General features: G+C 65.5%; 18 protein-coding genes. 8 read left to right on the top strand and 10 right to left on the bottom strand.

What is annotated here, in order from left to right:
• Positions 1–18: 18 nt before the first annotated feature.
• The gene (locus B2747_RS09265) at positions 19–504 is read right to left on the bottom strand and encodes a hypothetical protein (protein WP_291159526.1); all 486 of its coding nucleotides are present in this window, start codon (positions 502–504) and stop codon (positions 19–21) included.
• Between the two features lie 228 nt (positions 505–732).
• Here B2747_RS09265 and B2747_RS09270 point away from each other — a divergent pair, with 228 nt between their 5' ends.
• From B2747_RS09270 to B2747_RS09285, 4 genes are all read left to right on the top strand, one after another.
• On the top strand, positions 733–3,525 hold the full coding sequence (locus tag B2747_RS09270; protein WP_291159528.1) for a M14 family metallopeptidase: 2,793 nt from the start codon (positions 733–735) through the stop codon (positions 3,523–3,525).
• A 125-nt stretch (positions 3,526–3,650) separates the two neighbouring features.
• Complete coding sequence (locus B2747_RS09275) at positions 3,651–4,367, top strand: TVP38/TMEM64 family protein (protein WP_291159531.1); 717 nt, start codon at positions 3,651–3,653, stop codon at positions 4,365–4,367.
• Positions 4,368–4,426: 59 nt separating this feature from the next.
• Complete coding sequence (locus tag B2747_RS09280; RefSeq protein WP_291159540.1) at positions 4,427–6,301, top strand: CocE/NonD family hydrolase; 1,875 nt, start codon at positions 4,427–4,429, stop codon at positions 6,299–6,301.
• Between the two features lie 155 nt (positions 6,302–6,456).
• Positions 6,457–7,179 carry a TonB family protein gene (locus B2747_RS09285; RefSeq protein WP_291159543.1) on the top strand — a complete coding sequence of 241 codons (723 nt, stop codon included), beginning with the start codon at positions 6,457–6,459 and terminating at the stop codon, positions 7,177–7,179.
• A 15-nt stretch (positions 7,180–7,194) separates the two neighbouring features.
• Here the strand turns inward: B2747_RS09285 and B2747_RS09290 are convergent, their stop codons facing one another.
• A complete protein-coding gene (locus tag B2747_RS09290) occupies positions 7,195–7,506 on the bottom strand; it encodes a hypothetical protein (protein WP_291159546.1) in 312 nt (103 codons plus the stop codon).
• A 30-nt stretch (positions 7,507–7,536) separates the two neighbouring features.
• Between B2747_RS09290 and B2747_RS09295 the strand changes: the two genes are divergently transcribed.
• The gene (locus B2747_RS09295; RefSeq protein ID WP_291159549.1) at positions 7,537–8,040 is read left to right on the top strand and encodes an HNH endonuclease; all 504 of its coding nucleotides are present in this window, start codon (positions 7,537–7,539) and stop codon (positions 8,038–8,040) included.
• A 264-nt stretch (positions 8,041–8,304) separates the two neighbouring features.
• Positions 8,305–9,153 (top strand): zinc metalloprotease HtpX, encoded by an 849-nt coding sequence (locus B2747_RS09300; protein WP_291159552.1) that lies wholly within the window; start codon positions 8,305–8,307, stop codon positions 9,151–9,153.
• A 168-nt stretch (positions 9,154–9,321) separates the two neighbouring features.
• Here the strand turns inward: B2747_RS09300 and B2747_RS09305 are convergent, their stop codons facing one another.
• The 3 genes from B2747_RS09305 to B2747_RS09315 all read right to left on the bottom strand — a co-directional run bounded on the left by B2747_RS09305 (position 9,322) and on the right by B2747_RS09315 (position 11,401).
• Positions 9,322–9,699 (bottom strand): (2Fe-2S) ferredoxin domain-containing protein, encoded by a 378-nt coding sequence (locus B2747_RS09305; RefSeq protein ID WP_291159555.1) that lies wholly within the window; start codon positions 9,697–9,699, stop codon positions 9,322–9,324.
• A gap of 33 nt (positions 9,700–9,732) precedes the next feature.
• Positions 9,733–10,047 carry a hypothetical protein gene (locus B2747_RS09310; protein WP_291159559.1) on the bottom strand — a complete coding sequence of 105 codons (315 nt, stop codon included), beginning with the start codon at positions 10,045–10,047 and terminating at the stop codon, positions 9,733–9,735.
• A gap of 190 nt (positions 10,048–10,237) precedes the next feature.
• The gene (locus B2747_RS09315; RefSeq protein WP_291159563.1) at positions 10,238–11,401 is read right to left on the bottom strand and encodes a hypothetical protein; all 1,164 of its coding nucleotides are present in this window, start codon (positions 11,399–11,401) and stop codon (positions 10,238–10,240) included.
• Positions 11,402–11,506: 105 nt separating this feature from the next.
• Between B2747_RS09315 and B2747_RS09320 the strand changes: the two genes are divergently transcribed.
• On the top strand, positions 11,507–12,412 hold the full coding sequence (locus tag B2747_RS09320; protein ID WP_291159565.1) for a sulfurtransferase: 906 nt from the start codon (positions 11,507–11,509) through the stop codon (positions 12,410–12,412).
• Positions 12,409–12,867, top strand: a complete 459-nt coding sequence (locus tag B2747_RS09325; RefSeq protein WP_291159567.1) for an OsmC family protein — start codon at positions 12,409–12,411, stop codon at positions 12,865–12,867. Before B2747_RS09320 ends, B2747_RS09325 begins: the two co-directional genes overlap by 4 nt.
• A gap of 98 nt (positions 12,868–12,965) precedes the next feature.
• Here the strand turns inward: B2747_RS09325 and B2747_RS09330 are convergent, their stop codons facing one another.
• The 5 genes from B2747_RS09330 to B2747_RS09350 form a co-directional block, all read right to left on the bottom strand.
• Positions 12,966–14,288, bottom strand: a complete 1,323-nt coding sequence (locus B2747_RS09330) for a M24 family metallopeptidase (RefSeq protein ID WP_291159569.1) — start codon at positions 14,286–14,288, stop codon at positions 12,966–12,968.
• Between the two features lie 76 nt (positions 14,289–14,364).
• Positions 14,365–15,189: a HEAT repeat domain-containing protein gene (locus tag B2747_RS09335; RefSeq protein WP_291159572.1), complete on the bottom strand. Its 825-nt coding sequence runs from the start codon at positions 15,187–15,189 to the stop codon at positions 14,365–14,367.
• Positions 15,186–16,994 carry a HEAT repeat domain-containing protein gene (locus tag B2747_RS09340; protein ID WP_291159575.1) on the bottom strand — a complete coding sequence of 603 codons (1,809 nt, stop codon included), beginning with the start codon at positions 16,992–16,994 and terminating at the stop codon, positions 15,186–15,188. The genes B2747_RS09335 and B2747_RS09340 overlap by 4 nt, the downstream gene beginning before the upstream one ends.
• Positions 16,994–17,800, bottom strand: a complete 807-nt coding sequence (locus B2747_RS09345; RefSeq protein ID WP_291159579.1) for a hypothetical protein — start codon at positions 17,798–17,800, stop codon at positions 16,994–16,996. The genes B2747_RS09340 and B2747_RS09345 overlap by 1 nt, the downstream gene beginning before the upstream one ends.
• Before the next feature lie 29 nt (positions 17,801–17,829).
• A complete protein-coding gene (locus tag B2747_RS09350) occupies positions 17,830–18,429 on the bottom strand; it encodes an RNA polymerase sigma factor (protein WP_291159581.1) in 600 nt (199 codons plus the stop codon).
• Between the last annotated feature and the right edge of the window lie 75 nt (positions 18,430–18,504).

Here is an 18,504-nt window from a genome sequence, read left to right on the forward strand (position 1 = left end):
TACTTAATCAGAGATTCCTTAGTGCTTCATCCCCGTATTGCAGCCCTCTTCCAGCACCTCGAACTTGTCGTGCAGGGTCTTGAGCGCCGCCTTGAGCGCCGCGTCATCGGCCTTCTTCACCATGGCCGCCACCTTCTCGGTTTCGCCGGCCAGGCCAGCCTGCGCCTTGAGCAACTCGGGCTTCTGACACGAGGCGGGCGCCTTGGACGACGCGACCGCCTTCGCGGCTGCCACCATCTCGCCCATCTTGGCGCGCGCCGGCGCGAGATCGTTCTTGTCCTTGGCCGGGTGCCAGGTGGCCATCATGAGCATGTGGTAGGCATCGAGCTCCTTCCAGGCCTCGGCCTTCCCATGCTGCATGTTCTTCATGTGCTCGGCATGCATGGCGGCGTGGTCGTCCTTCTTGGCGGGCGGCTGCGTCGCCTGCGCGCCGGCGGTGAAGGCAACACCACACGTGAGCGTCGCGGCCGCGAGGGCCAGGCGACGGGTGCTGATACGGGTCATGGCAACTCCGGGGAGTGAAATGTCCATCAGGATGACAGAAACGTAGCCAATTGGACCCGGACCGGGCGACGGGGATCCAGCCGGTGCGGATGAGATTCGGCCGGAGCGCCCCGCCGCGCTTCCCCAACGCCCCCGCCGGCCCCATCGTAACCCTAGGTCCCCGGTCCGCATCGGGGCATCCGGCGGCCTGCTCTGGCCGTCCCCGCCTCATCTCCACCCGTCCCCAGCATGATTCGCCTGCGTCGCGCCACCCGGCTGTGCACTGCCCTGGCTTTGGCAGCCGCCGTACCGCTCACGCTCCCGGCCCAGCAGCGCACCACGCCCAAACAGTTCTTCGGGCATGATATCGGCGCCGACTACGAGCTCCCCAATTACTCCAAGCTGCACCAGTACTGGATCACGATCGCCAAGGAAAGCGATCGGGTGGTGCTCGACACCATCGGCCTCACCGAAGAGGGCCGGCCGCAGATCATGGCCATCGTCACCAGCCCGGCCAACCATCGCAATCTCGCGCGCTACAAGGACATCTCCACGCGCCTCGCCAAGGCCGAGGGGCTCGACTCGGCGGCCGCCGCCGCATTGGCGCGCGACGGCAAGGTGATCTTCTGGATTGACGGGGGTCTGCACGCCACCGAAGTACTGGGCGCGCAGCAGCTCACGGAAACCCTGTGGCAGCTCTCGAGCCGCACGGACCCGGAAACGGTGCGCATCCTCGATGACGTGGTCATCCTCATGGCGCACGCCAATCCCGATGGCATGGAGCTCGTTTCCGACTGGTACATGAAGGAGTCAGACAAGCTGCGTCGCACCACCAGCACCATTCCGCGGCTCTACGAGAAGTACGCGGGCCACGACAACAATCGCGACTCGTACATGAATGCGCTGGCCGAAACGCGCAACATGTCGCAGCAGCTCTTCATCGAGTGGCATCCGCAGATCATGTACAACCATCACCAGACCGGTCCCACCGGCACGGTGATGGCCGCGCCGCCGTATCGCGATCCGGCCAACTACTGGTTCCACCCGGCCATGATCACCGGCCTCGATCTCGTGGGTGCCGCACTCAATCACCGCTTCGTGCTCGAGCACAAGCCGGGCCTCACCTTCCGTCAGGGCTCCAACTACAGCACGTGGTGGAACGGTGGTTTGCGCACGACGGGTTACTACCACAATCAGATCGGCATCCTTACCGAAACGATCGGCAACCCCACGCCCATGCGCGTGGCCCTGGTGCCCGATCGCCAGCTGCGCTCGGCCAGCCTCCCGTTGCCCATTGAGCCGCAGGTCTGGCACTTCCGGCAGTCGGTGGATTATTCGGTGTCGGCCAACTACGCCTTCCTCGACCTGGCGTCGCGTTATCGCGAGACCTTCCTGTTCAACCGCTGGGTCATGGGCATGGACCAGATCAAGGCGGGTCAGAAGGACAACTGGACCATCTCGCCCAAGTGGGTGGCGGCCATGACGGAGCAGATCGTCAAGGATCGTGGCGGTCAGGCCGGTGAGCAGGGTCGCGCCGGTGGCCCGCGTGGTGGCGGCCAGGCCAACCCCGGCAGCGCCGTGGCCAACGACCGCTACATGGCCATGCTGCGCAAGCCGGAGAACCGTGATCCGCGCGCCTATGTGCTGAGCAGCGCACAGAAGGACTTCCCCACCGCCAGCAAGTTCGTGCGCGCGCTGCAGTACAGCGGTGTGGACGTGCACAAAGCCACCGCGCCCTTCAGCGCCAACGGCAAGCAGTTCCCGGCCGGCTCGTGGGTAATCTTCACGTCGCAGGCCTTCCGCGCGCACGTGCTCGACATGTTCGAGCCGCAGGATCATCCCAACGACTTCCGCTATCCGGGCGGTCCGCCGATTCCGCCGTATGACAATGCGGGCTGGACGCTGGCCTACCAGATGGGCGTTGAATTCGAGCGGGTACTCGATGGCCTCACGGGTCCGTTCGAGAAGGTCAACGGCATCTCGCCCATTCCGGGTGGCATGGTCGCCAAGGGCAAGGCCGGCTACTTCATTCATGCGGGCGTGAACGATGGCAGCACGGTGGCCAATCGTCTGCGCAAGGCGGGCGTGAAGGCCTCGCGCATTCCCACCGAGTACAAGGACGGTGCGACCACCTGGCCCGCGGGCTCGTGGTTCATTCCCGCCGGTGGCGCCGCCGACAAGGTCGTGGCGCAGGCCGCGCAGGACCTTGGTGTGAATGTGGCGGCGGCCAACAGCAAGCCCTCGTCGCTGCAGGCCGTGCAGCCGCTGCGCATTGGTCTCGTGGATCGCTACGGCGGCAACATGCCGAGCGGCTGGACGCGTCTCATCCTCGAGAAGTTCGAGTTCCCGTACACGACGGTCTACCCGCAGGAAATCGACGCGGGCAATCTCAAGGCCAAGTACGACGTGCTGGTCTTCACCGACGGCATGTTCAGCGAAGCCGCAGCCGGTCGTGGCTTTGGCGGGTCGCCCGACACGACGCTCATCCCGGCCGAGTATCGCCGGCAGTTGGGTCGTGTGAGCGCGGATCAGTCGGTGCCGTCGCTCAAGCAGTTTGTTGAAGCGGGTGGTCGCATCGTGGCCATCGGTTCGTCAATCGCACTGGGCAAGGCCATGGGTCTGCCCATCGAGAATCACCTCACTGAAGCCAACGGCCGTCCGTACGCGAACGAGAAGTACTACATCCCGGGCTCCGTGCTCGAGGTGGCGCTCGACACGTCGGCCACGGTGTCGGCGGGCATGGCTCCACGCCCGGCGGTGATGTTCGACAACAGCCCGGTCATGAAGTTCGGCGCCGATGCGTCGGCCAAGGGGCTCAAGGCGCTGGCCACCTTCGACACGGCCACGCCGCTGCGCTCCGGCTGGGCCTGGGGTCAGGACCTGCTCAAGGGTGGCGTGGCCATGGCCGAAGCCAACATGGGCAAGGGCACGGTGTGGCTGTTCGGTCCGGAGATCCTCTTCCGTTCGCAGGCGCACGGGACCTACAAGCTGTTCCTCAATGCGCTCGACGGCGGCTTCAAGCGGCCCGAGCGCGCGATGTAACGGCCAGCTGTACACGTTGTGACGCGGGCGCCGTCGATCAGCACGATCGGCGGCGCCCGTTGCATTGAGCCCGTTGCACCGCAGTTGCATTGAAGGCCTTCTGCCCGGGCAGGATATATTGAGGCATGGCCCTGTCCGTCCGCACCGCATTGTCCCATGCCGCCAAGCTGGCCGGCATGCTTGTGCCCATTGCCGTCGGTCTCGGGCTCGGCAAACTGGCCACGCCCTATCTGCCGCAACTCACGCAATGGGTGGAGAGTCTCGGTGCGTGGGCGCCGGCCGCGTTTGTGTTCAGCTATGTGCTGGCCTCGGTGTTCATGATGCCGGCCTTTCTGCTCATCATTGCTGCCGGTGCGATCTTCGGCATGGGCCGCGGCTCCGTCTACGTGTTCATTGGCGCGTCGCTCGGGGCCTGCACGGCCTTTCTGCTGGGACGCACCATTTTGCGCGGCTGGGTGGCCAAGCAGATCGCGAAGAATGACACGCTGACGGTGGTGGACCGGGTCGTGGGGCAGGAAGGGCTCAAGCTCATGTTCCTGCTGCGCCTCTCGGGGGTGGTGCCCTTTGTGCTCACCAACTACGCCATGGGCGTGAGTGCGGTGCGGCTGCGCGACTTTGTGCTGGCGCTGGTGGGCATGGCGCCCACCATCCTGACCTACACCATGATCGGCCAGGCCGGCGTGCAGCGTCCCGACCAGGCGGGCATTCCGCGCTGGGTGCTGGGGCTCGGCATTGCGGCCACGGTGGTGCTGGCCGTGATGCTCACGCGCATTGCCCAGCGTGCCATCCGCGAGGCCGATGCGCGGCACAACATGGAGGCGCTGGAGCCGGGCGCGCCCTAGCGCCCCCCGGTGGTGCGCGTCGCGGCGGCGGACGCGGCGATCTGGCGCTAGTTTCGCAGATGCGCCTCTCCCGTCTCCTGCTGGCCGGGCTGTGTGCTGCGCCCCTGCCGGTCCGTCCCAGTCTGCTGGCGCAGACTGCACCTGCCGCGTATCAGCTGACCGAAGCGATGGTCCCGATGCGCGACGGTGTGAAGTTGTACACACGCATTCTCGCACCGCGAGTGGTCGACGCGCCGCTGCCACTGCTGCTCGTGCGCACGCCCTACGGCATTGACTTCCAGACGCCGCAGAGTGTGGCCGCAGGGTGGACGTTCATGGCCGGTGGCCCGGAACAGGTGAGCCGTCGTGGCTACATCCACGTGTTTCAGGACGTGCGCGGAAAGTTCCGCTCGGAAGGCGAGTTTGTCATGCTGCGTCCCCTGCGTACGAATCGCGCGGACTCCACGCAGGTGGACGAAAGCACCGACGCCTACGACACCATCGCATGGCTGCTGCGCCATGTGCCACAGCACAACGGGCGCGTGGGCATGACGGGCGTGTCGTATCCTGGCTGGCTCACGGTGCAGGCCATGCTCGATCCACACCCCGCGCTCAAGGCCGCGTCGCCGCAGGCCTCACCCGCCGACATGTGGCTGGGCGATGACTTCCGGCACAACGGCGCCTTCCGTCTGAGCTACGGCTTCGAGTATGCCACCATGATGGAGTCGGGCAAGGACGTGCAGCAGTTCCGCATGGACACCTACGATTCCTTCGACTGGTATCTGCGGCTTGGACCCTTGTCCAACGTGAATGCGCAGCATCTCAAGGGACGCATTCCGACATGGAACGATTTTGTGGCGCATCCCGACTACGACGCCTTCTGGAAGCGCCAGTCGGTGACGCCCCGCCTCAATCGTGTGGACGTGCCCACTCTGCATGTCGCGGGCTGGTGGGATCAGGAAGACTTCTACGGCCCCATCACCATTTATCGTGCGCTGGAGCAGCATGACCGCGCGCAATCCAATCGTCTGGTGGTGGGCCCCTGGAATCACGGCGGATGGATGCGGGGCAGCGGCGAGTCGCTCGGCCCCATTCAGTTCGGACAACCCACGGCGCAGTGGTTTCGCGATTCCGTCATGGCGCCCTTCTTTGCGGCACATCTGCACGACGCACCCGATCCGCGGCTTCCCGAAGCGCTCATCTTCGAAGCCGGCAGCAACGTGTGGAAGCGCTATGACAGTTGGCCGGTCAAGACGGGCGTGTCACCGCGCAGCCTCTACCTGCGCGAAGGCAGCGCGCTGGCCTGGGAGCCGCCCACACAGCGTGCGCGCGCCTTCGACAGCTATGTGAGCGACCCGGCCAAACCGGTGCCCTATCGGCCCCGCCCCATTCCCATGACCTACGGCGCGGGCTCCACCTGGAGCACCTGGCTCACCGACGATCAGCGTTTCGCACACCTCCGCCCCGATGTGCTGAGCTGGACACTGCCGGCGCTGGAACAAGATCTCACCATTGCCGGTGACCTGACGGTCACGCTGCACGCCGCCACCACGGGTACCGACGCCGACTGGGTGGTGAAGCTCATTGATGTGTATCCGGATACCGGCATGCAACCGCCGCGCATGAACGGTTATCAGTTCATGGTGGCCAACGAAGTGTTTCGTGGGCGCTATCGCACCAGCTTCGAAAAGCCTGCGCCCATCGTGCCCGGCACGCCGCAGCCCTACACCATCGACCTCCACACCCAGGCCTACACGTTTCGCAAAGGCCACCGCGTGATGATCCAGGTGCAGAGCAGTTGGTTCCCGCTCATCGACCGCAATCCGCAGACCTTCGTTCCCAATATCTTCGAGGCCAAGGCCTCGGACTTCCGCGCCGCCACGCAGCAGATTCATCGCAGCGCCGCGCACCCGTCACGCATTGTGTTGCCGGTGGTCACGCACATCCGGCCCTGAGCCGCAGCGTTCATCGGTACGACGAGGGCTCATCAAAATGTCATGTCACGCTCAGCGTTTCTTCATGGGACGCTGAGCCTTCGTTCATCAACGCATCATGTTCGTGCAATCCGGCGGGGGTACCGTAGCCATACACCCTTGACCGGAGCATGTGCATGTTGAACACGCTGATCGAATCCCGCGCCGTCGCGTCGCGACGCACTGGCAGCAGTGTCCTGTCTTTTGTCATTCACGCCGGCATTGTGGCGGTGCTGGTCAGCCTCACGGCGCGCGGCGTCACGCCAACGCACGAAGAGCCTCGTGAAGTGGCCGTGCAGATGACCGCGCTGCCGGAACCGCCCGCGCCCACACCCGTGGCCCCGCCGGCCGGCAGTCCGCAGGTGTTTTCGGCCAGTCCTCCACCCGCACTTGGCGCGCCGCCGCGCATGGCGCCGGTGGTGGTGCCCAACGCGCTCCCTCCTATCGACCTTTCGCGGCCGGTGACAAACGCCGACGATTTTGCAACGGGGCGACGTGGCGTGTCAGCGGCCCAGGGCGGCGTGGAAGGCGGCAGCGGTGTGCTGCCAGCCTCGGGCTACTTTTTCGAAGGACAGGTGGAGAAACCTGCCATGGCCCTGCCCGGCCAGGCCGGGCCCGCCTACCCCGACGTGCTGCGGAGCGCGGGCCTCGAGGGCCAGGTGTTGGCCCAGTTTGTGGTGGACAGCACCGGGCGGACGCTGCTGGACAGCTACACGCCGCTGCACAGCGATCATCCCCTGTTCACGGCGGCGGTGAAGAGCGCGCTGACCCGCCTCCGCTATCTGCCCGCCGAGGTAGGTGGGCGGCGCGTGCCGCAGCTGGTGCAGCAGACCTTTCAGTTCACGCTCAATCGGGACTGACGCGAACGCGCCCCGTCAGCGCTTCTCCATCGCGTCGCGCACGTCGAGCAGAATCTCGAAATAGAGCTGCTCGCGGCGATACGAGAAATCGAGCGCCGCCATCTGGGCCGGATCCTCGCTGGCCTTGGCGCGCTCGAAGGCTTCGCGGTACATCTCTTCCAGGTTGCTCAGGATGCGTTCGCGGGAACGGGACATACGCAGGGCCTCGAGGGCTTTGAAGGTCAGACGGGGCGGCGTGTCGTCCACCGTTTCGACACTTTCCTCGGTGTCGAAGAACTTTGTGAGCCGCTCCAGCACGAGCCGGCGGCCGCGATCAGGAAGGTTCACGGGGACGGGAAACGGACAGGGAAAGTACGGATGAAACGCGCAGCCCTCTTTGCCCGCGACGAACATCGCTGCGTGTACTGCGGCCAGGTGTTCGACGCCGAGGAACTGAGCGTGGACCACGTGCAGCCACGCATGCGGGGCGGCGACGGGTCCTCGGGCAACCTAGTAACCGCCTGCAGGGCCTGCAACACACGCAAGGCGGGCCGCAGCCTGACGGAGTTCCTGCTCGACGAACCGGAGTCCCGCCGGAACTTCTTCGCCCAGGCGCGGTATGTATGGCCACGACATCTGAAGGCGGTGGCCGAGGAGCTTGCGCGCCGGGGCGCAGTTGCGTCCCCTACGGAACTCGTGGAGGGGGTCCGGTGGCTGCGCAGTTCCGAGGCCATCGCCGATGTCGTTCAGGCACACGACCCAGAGCCTGCCGCGGTGCGGCCCGGCGACGGTACGGTGCTTGAACCCGCAGACCGGTCTCAGCAGATTTCAGGAGATGGCCGCGACGCGGCCCCACAACTCAGACAACCCGAAAGGGAGTAGCCACGGGACGGCCTGCATGCGCCGTCCTGCGGTGGCATCGTCAAGACTGCCTCGGCTTCGGCCACGGCACGGTGCCATCGGGCGAGTGCAGCACTCGACAGGCGAGACTTTCGCGAAGATCGGCGGGCGGACACGGATCATGGTGTCGGCGTGTTGGTGTTCGTGGAAGGCTCGCCTTCTCTGTTTGGGGTACTGGGTTGTGGGCGGTGAGACATGAACAACCACAGCAGCACACACACTTCGGAGCCACAGACTCCTGCACGCATGAACAACATCAAGGTGTTTCTCCTCATGGCCGGTCTCACCGGCCTTGTCATCGCCATCGGGCAGATGGTGGGCGGCGGCACGGGCGCCGTCATGGGACTCGTCATGGCCGCCGGCATGAACCTCTTCATGTACTGGGGCTCGTCGTCGATGGTACTGCGCTCGTATCGCGCGCAGGTGGTGACCGCCAACGAGGCGCCAGAGCTCTACGAGATGGTGGACCGCCTGCGCCAGCGCGCGGGGCTGCCCATGCCCACGGTGGCCATTGCGCCGCACGACCAGCCCAACGCCTTCGCCACGGGCCGCAATCCGGAGCACTCGGTAGTGTGTGTCACCGAGGGCCTGCTGCGCCTCATGTCCAAGGATGAACTCGAGGGCGTCATTGCCCACGAGCTGGCGCACATCAAGAACCGCGACATGCTGCTGCAGACCATCGCGGCCACCATGGCCGGCGCCATCGCCAACATCGCGCAGTTTGCGTTCTTCTTCGGCGGACGCAGCGACGATGACGAAGGCGCCAATCCACTCGTGGCCATCGCGCTGCTCATCATCGGACCCATCGTGGCCATGGTGATCCAGTTCGCCATCAGCCGTCAGCGCGAGTTCAAGGCAGACGCGGTGGGCGCGGAAATCAGCGGCCGTCCCCTGTCGTTGGCCAACGCGCTCACGCGACTCGATCACACGGCACGCCGCATTCCCATGGAGGTGGCGCCGAACGCGGCCCCGCTCGCCATTGTGAATCCGTTGGCGGCCTTCAGTCTGCGCGGCGTGAGCAAGTGGATGAGCACGCACCCGCCGACCGAGGAGCGGGTGGCGGCGCTCAAGGCGCTGGCCGCCGGGTCACGGTAAGCGCGCGGCATTGGCGACTCGAGACTCAAGACGCGTAACCTGAACCCAGAACTGATCAGTTTCGAGTTCTGGGTTCGAGTTTCGAGTCGTTGGTTCGCACTCCACACTCACCACTTGTACTCAAAGCTCAGAGCGACCCGAACTGTCGGTCAGCTTTGAGCTTTGCGTTCAAGTATTGAGTTCTGGGTCGGGCACAGTGACGCCCGGTGCATCCATGCGGTGAAATACCGCGTCCTCCACCACCCGCCCACCGCACAGGTGCTCGACCACAATGCGCTCAAGCAGCTCGGGCGTGAGGGCATGATACCACACGCCCTCCGGGTACACCGCGAGGATGGGGCCGCCCATGCACACGCCAAGGCAGGGGGCTTCGCTGCGCTTGACGCGCGTGGGGCCAAACAGCAGCCCGTGCTTCTGCAAGAGCGACGCAAGCTGGGAGTAGATGTTGCGCCCGCCGCGTCCGGTTGAGCAAAACCCGCCCGTGCACACCAGCACGTGGCGGGAGTACCGCTCCATGTCGGGCCGCGACACTCGCAGCTCCGTCATCAACGCCACCAGTGGTGACCGGCGCTGCCGCGCTCAGTCATGCGGGGACCCGGAACGCCGTTTCCGCTCTGCATTGCGGCTGGCGAGACGCTCACGTACCAACAGCAACATGCCGCGCATGGCCAGCCCGGTGCCAAGTAGCGAGACGGCGATACCACGCACGCCCTCGCCCTGCAGGTAATGTGCAGCGGCAGCCGTCATGAGAAAGCCGGAACCAGCCAATACCAGTCCCTTGAGCTGATTGGCGTTCCAGTGACCGCTCCGGGAATGCAACATGGCAGCGCCGAGCATCCAGGCTCCGCCCGTTCCCACAATGGCGGTGGCCACCGTATCGCGATCGAGCTCCATCTGCCGCTCCGGTTCGGGAATGTCCCACGCGAGTGCGAAAGCTACCGGAGCCCCATGAGTGATGGAACGGCGGGCGCAGCCCAAATTGCGGTGATTCGTCCCTGCATGACGCATGGGGAACAAATGCGGTGCGTGAACTCGTGGTTCCCTGCCCCACCGTGCGGGTCGCCGCCGCGGCACAGAGGGCGGATCAGCCCTTGGTCAGCCCCATGATGACCTCCACCACAATCAGGGCCACAATGGCGATCTCGAGCGTTTCGCTGCGCGCTGCCTGCGCCTCACCGTTCAGCATGGCGTAGGTGTCACGAAGAATTGCCAGCTTGCGGTCGATACCCGCGCGCCAGGCCTTGCCGCGGAAGAGTTCGAGGGCCGCCGAGTACACACGCGCCAGATACACGTCGTCGGTGACCTTGAGCGCGTTCTCCACGCGCTCCACCAGTTCGGTGCTGTCGGCGACCCGCTGCTGCAACCCTGCCAGCAACGAACCAAACCGTCGTCCGGGAAACACCGCGCGCCTCGCGCGAGCCCGCTCAATGGCGTCGTACAGTCGCGGCAGTTCCTGGTCGAGCAACGCGTCGTAGTACCGCAACTCCAGCAGCTGCGCGTTGGCAAACTCCAGGATGTACTGCACATCGGTGTCGTGCGACCCGGGTTCCACGATCAGCGCACTCTCCCATGCCAGGACCGCGAGATCGTCGGCATAGTAGCTGAAGCGATGCGGCAGCAACTCACGGCGAGCCTCGACACTGAGTGGCCGCACCTCGCTCAGCAGGAGCGGCGCCATGTCGAGCTGCGCGGTGTCAAGCTGCGCCAGCGACTCGGTGAGCAGCCTGGGGATTGCCGGGGCGACGTCCCCAACGTCGTGACCGGTCGGCATGTCTTGCCCTTCAGTGAAATGTGACACGCGAAAGACCGTGTACTCCTCGTGCACGTCGGCCACCACGGGCCGGTCCACCGCCGGGGCAATGCGCTCGGTGAGCAGACGCAGATGATGTTCAATGACGGCCAGCACACCCGGATGATGCTCAAGCCGGCGGCCAAAGGCGGTAAACGCCTCCCAACTGAGGGCCGACGCCGACGCAAAGCGCACGCGCAGCGACACCACACCAAAGTCGAAAATGCGCGCCGAGATTTCTGCATCGTGACTGCTGTCGCCCAGCACCACGATTTCCGTGCCCAGCACCACCGTGATGGGTGGATTGCTGATCTGTAGCGCCTGGGCCTCACCCCGCACGGGCCGCACGCGCTCGGGGCCGCTGGCAGCCAACAGGTCGAGGGCCCGCGTCAGATCAATGGCATAGCCGACGTCGTACAGTCGGTAGGCAATGGCAGCGGCGCCGTGGACGTGGAGCATGAAGAAAAGCTAGCTTGCAGATGGCGTCCATGGTGGCCTCAAACCTTCGGACGCCGGCCGCGGCGCCGACGCCGCGGTCTCCCGTCTGCCCGGAAGGATGCGTTTATGTCACCGCTGAGTGCCCTGCCCGGCCTGCCCGATCCCGTCATCGTGGCCAAGGGCTATACCCATCCCGACAAGCTGGTGAGCACCGAGTGGCTGGCCGCCAATCTTGGCGCCCCGTCCCTGCGCCTGCTCGAGTGCAACGAGGATGTGCTGCTGTATGATGTGGAGCACATTCCCGGCGCGCAGAAGCTCGACTGGCATGTCGACCTCAATGATCAGGTCGAGCGTGACTACATCACACGCACCGGCTTCGAGGAGTTGCTGCGCGCGCGTGGCATCGACGAACACACGCCGGTGGTGCTCTACGGCGACAAGAACAACTGGTGGGCCTGTTACGCGCTGTGGGTGTTCGAACTCTTTGGTTTCGACAACGTGCGCATTCTCGACGGCGGTCGCGCCAAGTGGCTGGCCGAGGGTCGGCCCACGACCGGCGAACGCCCCAGCGCGGTGCGCAGCAGCTACGTGGCCCGCGAGCGCCATGACTCGCGCATCCGTGCGTATTTTGCCGACACCAAAGCGCACATGGAGGCGGGATTGCCCATGGTGGATGTGCGCTCACCGCAGGAATACACGGGCGAGAAGCTGCACATGCCCGACTATCCGCAGGAAGGTACGCTCCGCGGCGGACACATTCCCGGCGCGCGCAGCATGCCCTGGGCAAAGGCGGCCGAGGCCGACGGCAGCTTCAAGAACGCCGACGCGCTGCGCGGTCTATACGAGGGAGAGTTGGGTCTGTCAGCTGCAAGCCCTGTGGTGACCTACTGCCGCATCGGCGAGCGCTCCAGCCATACCTGGTTTGTGCTGACCTACCTGCTCGGCTACACCAACGTGCGCAACTACGACGGCTCCTGGACGGAATGGGGCAATGCCGTGCGTGCGCCCATTCGCAAGGGAGATACGCCGTGAGCACCGAGTCGCTGAAAGACACCACCGTGACACCCGTCATCGGCAAGCCGCCATCAAAGGTGGTGGTGACGTGGGACGGTGAGCATCGCTTTGATGGGGAGCGCGCCAGCGGCGGTCCGTCCATTCGCATGGATGCCAGTGGCAAGACGGGGCCAAGCCCCGTGGACACGCTGCTCATCGCCCTCGCCGGCTGCACCGGAGTGGACGTGGTGGATATTCTCGCCAAGCGCCGCACACCGGTCGAGGACCTCCGGGTGGAGGTGGAGGGCGAGCGCTTTGCCGGCGTGCCGGGGCGCGTGACGAAGATCCACCTGATCTATCACGTGAAAGGCGCCGGGATCGACGCCGTGCACGCCGAGCGGGCCATTGAGTTGGCCGTCACCAAGTACTGCTCGGTGCGGGATTCGCTCGATCCCAATATGCCGGTGACATGGGAGCTGCGGCTGACGGCTTGAACTGATCAGTTCCGGGCTCTGAGTTTGAGCGTCAGGTTCTGAGTACGCGTCTGCAACTCACAACTCGAGACTCAAACGCAGAACCCGGAACTGATCGGTTACTTGATCAACCCGATGCGCTGAATGACCGGGTACAACCACTCCACGCCGCGCGCCGTGACCATGGCGTCGTCCTCGAGCGGAATGCGGACCTTGGCCCCGCCCCAGTCGGGATTGGGGGTCCACGCAAAGAGCTCGATGCTGAACGGATTGAAGGGCTTGATGGCAAACGTCATCTGCCGCGGATTGAACCACGCGATGCTCGGCCCACTGCCATGGCCGCGATCCCCCACACTGTGGCAGCCGATGTTCACTTCGACCTTGTCGTCGCTGCCCACCTCGTTGAAGGTGCCCTGCATACGGAATCCACCTTTGGTGATTTCCGTCTTGAGCTGCTCCACCATGGCACCGGCCGTGGGGCCGGGCACGATGGTGCGGTGAATGATGTCGCGCACCTTGAGTGCATTGTCGAAAGCCGTCTGAATGCCCTTGGGGACTGTGGTCTCGCCCGGCTTGAGCACGTAGGCAATGCGCTTGACGTCAGTCCAGGTGCCGAGGTAGCCCACGCCCCAGTCGATCATGAGCAGGTCGCCGCGCTGAATGATGCGGTCGTTGCTGGTGGCCTCCACGCCACGCGGCCCGGTGATGTACACACTCGGCATGTCGAAGCTCGACCCGAGGCTGCGCTGCTGCAGCTGATCCATCATCCACCAGGCCACGTCGGCCAGTGTGGTCACACCGGGCGTGATGATCTCGTTGCTGAGCGCGCGCTCGGCAATTCGGCGCGAAATCTCGCCCGCCTCGCCCAGCGCCACCACCTGCGACACGGTGTAGCCCGAGCGGAAATCACTCACCACCTTTTCGCTGCTCACCAGGCGTGACGCGAACTCGGGACCCAGTTCCTTCACCAGCCGGTCGTAGGAAGTCTTGGACAGCCCGTCGGCTGTGCCGATTTCCTCCGACATGTTGACGGCAATGCGCTTGGGGTTGCGCTCGGCCACAAAGGCCTTGAGCGGCGCAAAGCCACGCACCTGATCGTACACGCCGCAGGCCTCGAGCAGGGCACCGCTGGCACCTATGGCCACGCGCTCAATGCGATTGCCACCACGGTCAGTGAAGATGTAGTAGCCCACGCTGCCCACATAGCCGCGCCCGAAGTCCTCGTACATCGGGTCGAACTGGTTTTCCTTCATCATGGTGATCCACATGTCCACCCCGTTGTCACGCATGGCGGCGGGCAGAATGCGATCAAACTTGTCGCGGCGAATCTGACACTGGCGCTCCCATCTCACCTTGGCCGGTTCGGCAGCAGGTTGTGAGTGGGCTGCCGCCACGGGGAGGGCGGCCATGAGCAGGGAGGGAACAACAAATCGGAGGCGCATGGGCAGGTCTGGTTGAATGACCTGCCCAACTTCGCCCCCGATCCGGGAATGGCAAGACGTGATCCCGGTTTTGCCGCTATTCCTTGCCGTTCATGCGCCGCTCGAGCCAGGCAATGGCCTGCGTATCGCGGGTCTGGGCCAGCGCCATGATGGCGGTGCGGCGCAGCTCCCGGTCGGGTAACGATTCCGCCAGCTTCTGCAGCGCGGGAATGGCTTCGTCCTTGGGGCGGCGAGCCATGGCCATGATGGCCGTGCGGCGCACTTCACGATCACCTGGTTCGTACGCGATGGAGTCGAGCGTAGCGGCCACACGATCGCCCACGACCTCACCCAGCCAGAACACCGCGCTGTTGCGCACGTCCTGCGAACGCGAGGAGTCACGGGCCATGCGCAGCAAGGTGGCTCCAGGCGTGAGCGAGTCCACCAGCAGCGCCGCATTCATGGCCGTGCGCGCCACCTTGTCGCCGCCCCGCTCGGCCTGACGCAGCAGCCAGGCGCCGCCTTCCGCGGCACTCACTGCCCCCAGATCGGTGACGGTGTCCTGCGGTACCCACCGCCCACCCACATAGTGGCGCAGGCTGCGTGTGTCCCCCTCTTCGCGCACGACGACAATGCGCACCGGCCCACGATCACAGATCGTCTCCACATCCTTGCTGCTGGTCGAGCCGTTCCACATGCCGTAGTAGGAGCCGGATCGTCCATCCCGCGAGCGATACCAACTGCTGCCGTTGCCGCACACGTAGGGCGCGGCGGGCAGCGTGAAGCGCAGGGTGCCGTTGCGCACCGCCTGGATGCGCGCGTCGAGTGTGTTCTGCGCGCCGAGTGACTGCGTGGTGCCCGCGCCGATGACTGCCGCGAGCGCCCACGCCATCCACGGCCTGAGCGCCTGCGGAGTGGTCATCGGTCGATGATCTCCTGCAGCAGCTGCAGGGCACGCGGATCCTTGGTGCGGGAGAGCGTGCTGACGGCGTACTTGCGCAGCTCCGGGTTCTTCTCGTTGCGGGCGATATCGAGCAGCTTGTCGATGGACGCCGAGCTGCGCGACGAGGCGAGCGCCCCAAGTGCCGAGCGCTTGAGTTCGAGATCGGTGGCGCGATCGTAGACTTGCACGATGGCCTTGGTCGCAGCGTCCGCTGCCTCGCTGTTCGCGCTGGTGACGTTGCTGGCGTGCTGCCCCGACATGCTCACCCTCACCGAGGTCGTCGGCAGCATGGACACCGCATTGCGCCGGATGTCCATGGCTTCGCGTTCGTCCAGCGCGACGTTGATGAGGAAGTTGCGTGAGTCGTCTGTGCGGCGGCTGGCAATGAGCCCCAGCATCTGCATGCGATAGCGCGTGGACTCGGTGCGACTGAAGGCGTCCTTGAGGAAGCTGGTGCCCTCGGCCTTGCCCGCTTCGGTACGCATGTAATAGCTCATGGCCTCCGATCGCACTTCATCGCCCGCACGCGTGTCGAGCGCGATCTCCCGCAAGGTGCTCATGGCCTTCTCAGATTTGGAGCGCGAGAGGGCATACACGGCACGCTTGCGCAAGTCGGTGTCGTCGCCCGTCTTGGCCAGGCCGATCAGCATGTTCACCGCTTCGTCGGTGGGCACGTTGGCCAACCAGAACACCGCCTGCTCACGCACTTCCTTGTCGGGGTCGGACTTGGCCACGTTGATGAGGATGGACGCAGCTTCCGGCTGCTTGCGCGAGGCCACGAGCCACACGGCCGTCCGGCGGAGCTGCTGCGTGCAGGGTTCGCGGCGAGCCAGCACCTTCTTGAGAATCGGCATGGCCTGCTCGGGGTCCATCTGCATCACGGCATTGAGCGCATCGACCCGCTCGTCGTCCTTGCTGTTGGGGCAGCCATCACTGGCCACCTGACCGGCGCGTCCCACCAGGGTGGTGGCGACGCGGGAGTCGTTGCGCCCGAGCTGTCCGTCAATGCGTGTCCCGAGCGCGGTGGCGTCACCACGCGTGGCCGCCTTGGGATACTCGCGCTGCTGCAGAGCCAGCGCTTCGCGTGCTGCACGCAGGTTGGCCTCTCCACCGAGGCGCTGCAGTGCAAAAGCTTCCCAATACGGCGCGTCGGGCGCGTAGCTGCTCTTCGGGTAGCGTTCGTGAATGCTGCGGAAGAGATCCGCCGCCTTGCGATACGCGTCGCCGGAGAGCGCCTTGCGTGCTTCGCGATAGAGCGAGTCGGCCGGGTCATCCTGCGCCCAGGGCGCGGGTGTTTCCGTGCGATAGCCGCGTCCACCGGTGCTGAAGCCGTAGGCAAAGCCGTCAGCCAGGGATTCAGCGAAACCGATGGCCATCGGTGCCACGGAGGCCGAGACCGAACTGGCGACACTCTGTGCCATCTCGGCAATAGGCGCCGCGGCAATGGCCATCGCCGCTCCCTCCGCCGAAAGCCGCGCGCTTTGCGCAGCCATGTCGGCAATAGCGGCGCGGTCGAGCTTTAGCCCGGCCATGTTGCGCGCCATCTCTTCACCGGCGCGCGCCATCTCGGCGCCTGCCCGTTCCATCTCCCATTCGAAGTCGCTCCAGGCACGCGCCGGCCGCGGCGCCGGGGCCGGGCGAGGCGCCGGCGTCGGCTCACTGGTGGGAGCCGGACGCGCGGGCCGCGGCGCGCGCGGGGGCTGCCCTTGAGCCTCCATGAGCGTGGGGGCCAGAGTCAACAGCGCCACCAGGGCCGCATGTCGCGAGATATGTGCGTGAACCATCAGTCGTCGCCTCCGTAAATGGCTTCGTCGACTCGCGCCGAAGCCGTGACCACCGCGCGAACGCGGGTGAGCAAGTCGGTTTCCTGCATCGTTTCCTGCGGCGCCCGCTGAGTCTCCGGCGCACTGCCGCGCGCCTGGATGACCTGCACGAGCACCAGTTCGAGATCCTGCAGCAGCCGCCGCGTGCGTTCATCGCGCAGCTGCGGTTGATCGAGTAACAGTCGGGTGGTGGTCAGCAATTCCTTCGCGAGTGGCGAGAGCGTGTTGGCAGCGTTTGACGCGCCACCATCACCCACTGACGTCAACAGCGACACCGTACGCGCCAGATGCTCCTGCATGGCCACATGCGCCGGATCGTCACGCCGCGTCTGGCTGTCGGTGGGTGTATCACCGAGCGCCAGGGTGGTGGACGTGTCCACACCCACCGGCTTGCCGGCCGGTGCGGACGGCAACGTGACACGGCCGATCACCACACCGATGACAAGCACTGCCGCCAGTCCCGCCGCTTGACGGGACCAGCGCGACCAACGCGAGGCCGGCAAGGCGACCACCGACACGTCGGGCGTCGGGTGCATGACCGGCGCAGCCGTTGACCCGGCAGACGAGGCGCTGTGTTGCCGCGCTTTCGAGAGCCGCGCCCACATCATTTCGCGCGGCACCTCGATGTCGGCATCGAGTTCGTCCACGGCGTCGCGGGCGAGTTCGCGCATCCAGGGCTCGAGCGTTACCTCGGGCACCGGCACCTGCGCATCGGGCCGCGGCTCGTGTGGGGGCTGTGGTGGTGTGGGATCTGGGCGATACGTCATGGGAACTCCTTGCCTGGCTACGCCGCCGGCTATGCCGACGCGTGGGACTGTGGGGCGAACGCAGCCAGCGCGTTGCGCAACTTCTCGCGGGCACGGAAGAGCTGTGACTTGCTGGTGCCAATGGCACAGCCCAGCGCCTCACTGATCTCCTCGTGCGTGAATCCTTCGACATCATGCATCACGAACACCCGCCGGGTGCCCTCGGGTAGCGCGGCAATCGCGGTCTTCAGTCGCGACTTGAGATCGGGATCGCCGTGCTCCGGGGACCGCGACGCCACGTGTGTGGCGTCGTCGAGCGGCGCGGCAAACGCTTCGCGGCGTTTGTGGGTGCGCAACCCGTTCAGCGTGATCGATACGGCGATGGCGTGGAGCCAGCTCGACAGCGCCGCATCACCGCGGAACTGATCGAGGCGACTGAAGGCCCGCAGAAACGTGTCCTGCGTCCATTCCTGGGCCAGCTCGGGCCGACCGCTCATCCGGAGAATGAGCCGGTACACCCGGTCCACATGCCGGTCGTAGAAGTGCCGCTCCGCCGCGGGATCGCCGGACCGTAAACGGTCCAGCAGTTCCGCGTCGGTCATCGGCGCCGTCGCGGCCGGTGAACTGTCGTCGTATCGATGCGCATGCATGAGCGACCTAAAGACAGGGGGCGACGGAAAAGGGTTGCATGCGGATTGGACGGCGCCCTATTGAGACATTGATTT

Origin of the sequence: Gemmatimonas sp. UBA7669, assembly GCF_002483225.1 — a bacterium.
Lineage (GTDB): Bacteria > Gemmatimonadota > Gemmatimonadetes > Gemmatimonadales > Gemmatimonadaceae > Gemmatimonas.

Bases quoted from the DNA above. Each gene is read 5' to 3' on its own strand.
- B2747_RS09265 (WP_291159526.1), bottom strand. From the start codon at position 504: ATGACCCGTATCAGCACCCGTCGCCTGGCCCTCGCGGCCGCGACGCTC.
- B2747_RS09270 (WP_291159528.1), top strand. From the start codon at position 733: ATGATTCGCCTGCGTCGCGCCACCCGGCTGTGCACTGCCCTGGCTTTG.
- B2747_RS09275 (WP_291159531.1), top strand. From the start codon at position 3,651: ATGGCCCTGTCCGTCCGCACCGCATTGTCCCATGCCGCCAAGCTGGCC.
- B2747_RS09280 (WP_291159540.1), top strand. From the start codon at position 4,427: ATGCGCCTCTCCCGTCTCCTGCTGGCCGGGCTGTGTGCTGCGCCCCTG.
- B2747_RS09285 (WP_291159543.1), top strand. From the start codon at position 6,457: ATGTTGAACACGCTGATCGAATCCCGCGCCGTCGCGTCGCGACGCACT.
- B2747_RS09295 (WP_291159549.1), top strand. From the start codon at position 7,537: ATGAAACGCGCAGCCCTCTTTGCCCGCGACGAACATCGCTGCGTGTAC.
- B2747_RS09300 (WP_291159552.1), top strand. From the start codon at position 8,305: ATGAACAACATCAAGGTGTTTCTCCTCATGGCCGGTCTCACCGGCCTT.
- B2747_RS09305 (WP_291159555.1), bottom strand. From the start codon at position 9,699: ATGACGGAGCTGCGAGTGTCGCGGCCCGACATGGAGCGGTACTCCCGC.
- B2747_RS09310 (WP_291159559.1), bottom strand. From the start codon at position 10,047: ATGGAGCTCGATCGCGATACGGTGGCCACCGCCATTGTGGGAACGGGC.
- B2747_RS09315 (WP_291159563.1), bottom strand. From the start codon at position 11,401: ATGCTCCACGTCCACGGCGCCGCTGCCATTGCCTACCGACTGTACGAC.
- B2747_RS09320 (WP_291159565.1), top strand. From the start codon at position 11,507: ATGTCACCGCTGAGTGCCCTGCCCGGCCTGCCCGATCCCGTCATCGTG.
- B2747_RS09330 (WP_291159569.1), bottom strand. From the start codon at position 14,288: ATGCGCCTCCGATTTGTTGTTCCCTCCCTGCTCATGGCCGCCCTCCCC.
- B2747_RS09335 (WP_291159572.1), bottom strand. From the start codon at position 15,189: ATGACCACTCCGCAGGCGCTCAGGCCGTGGATGGCGTGGGCGCTCGCG.
- B2747_RS09340 (WP_291159575.1), bottom strand. From the start codon at position 16,994: ATGGTTCACGCACATATCTCGCGACATGCGGCCCTGGTGGCGCTGTTG.
- B2747_RS09345 (WP_291159579.1), bottom strand. From the start codon at position 17,800: ATGACGTATCGCCCAGATCCCACACCACCACAGCCCCCACACGAGCCG.
- B2747_RS09350 (WP_291159581.1), bottom strand. From the start codon at position 18,429: ATGCATGCGCATCGATACGACGACAGTTCACCGGCCGCGACGGCGCCG.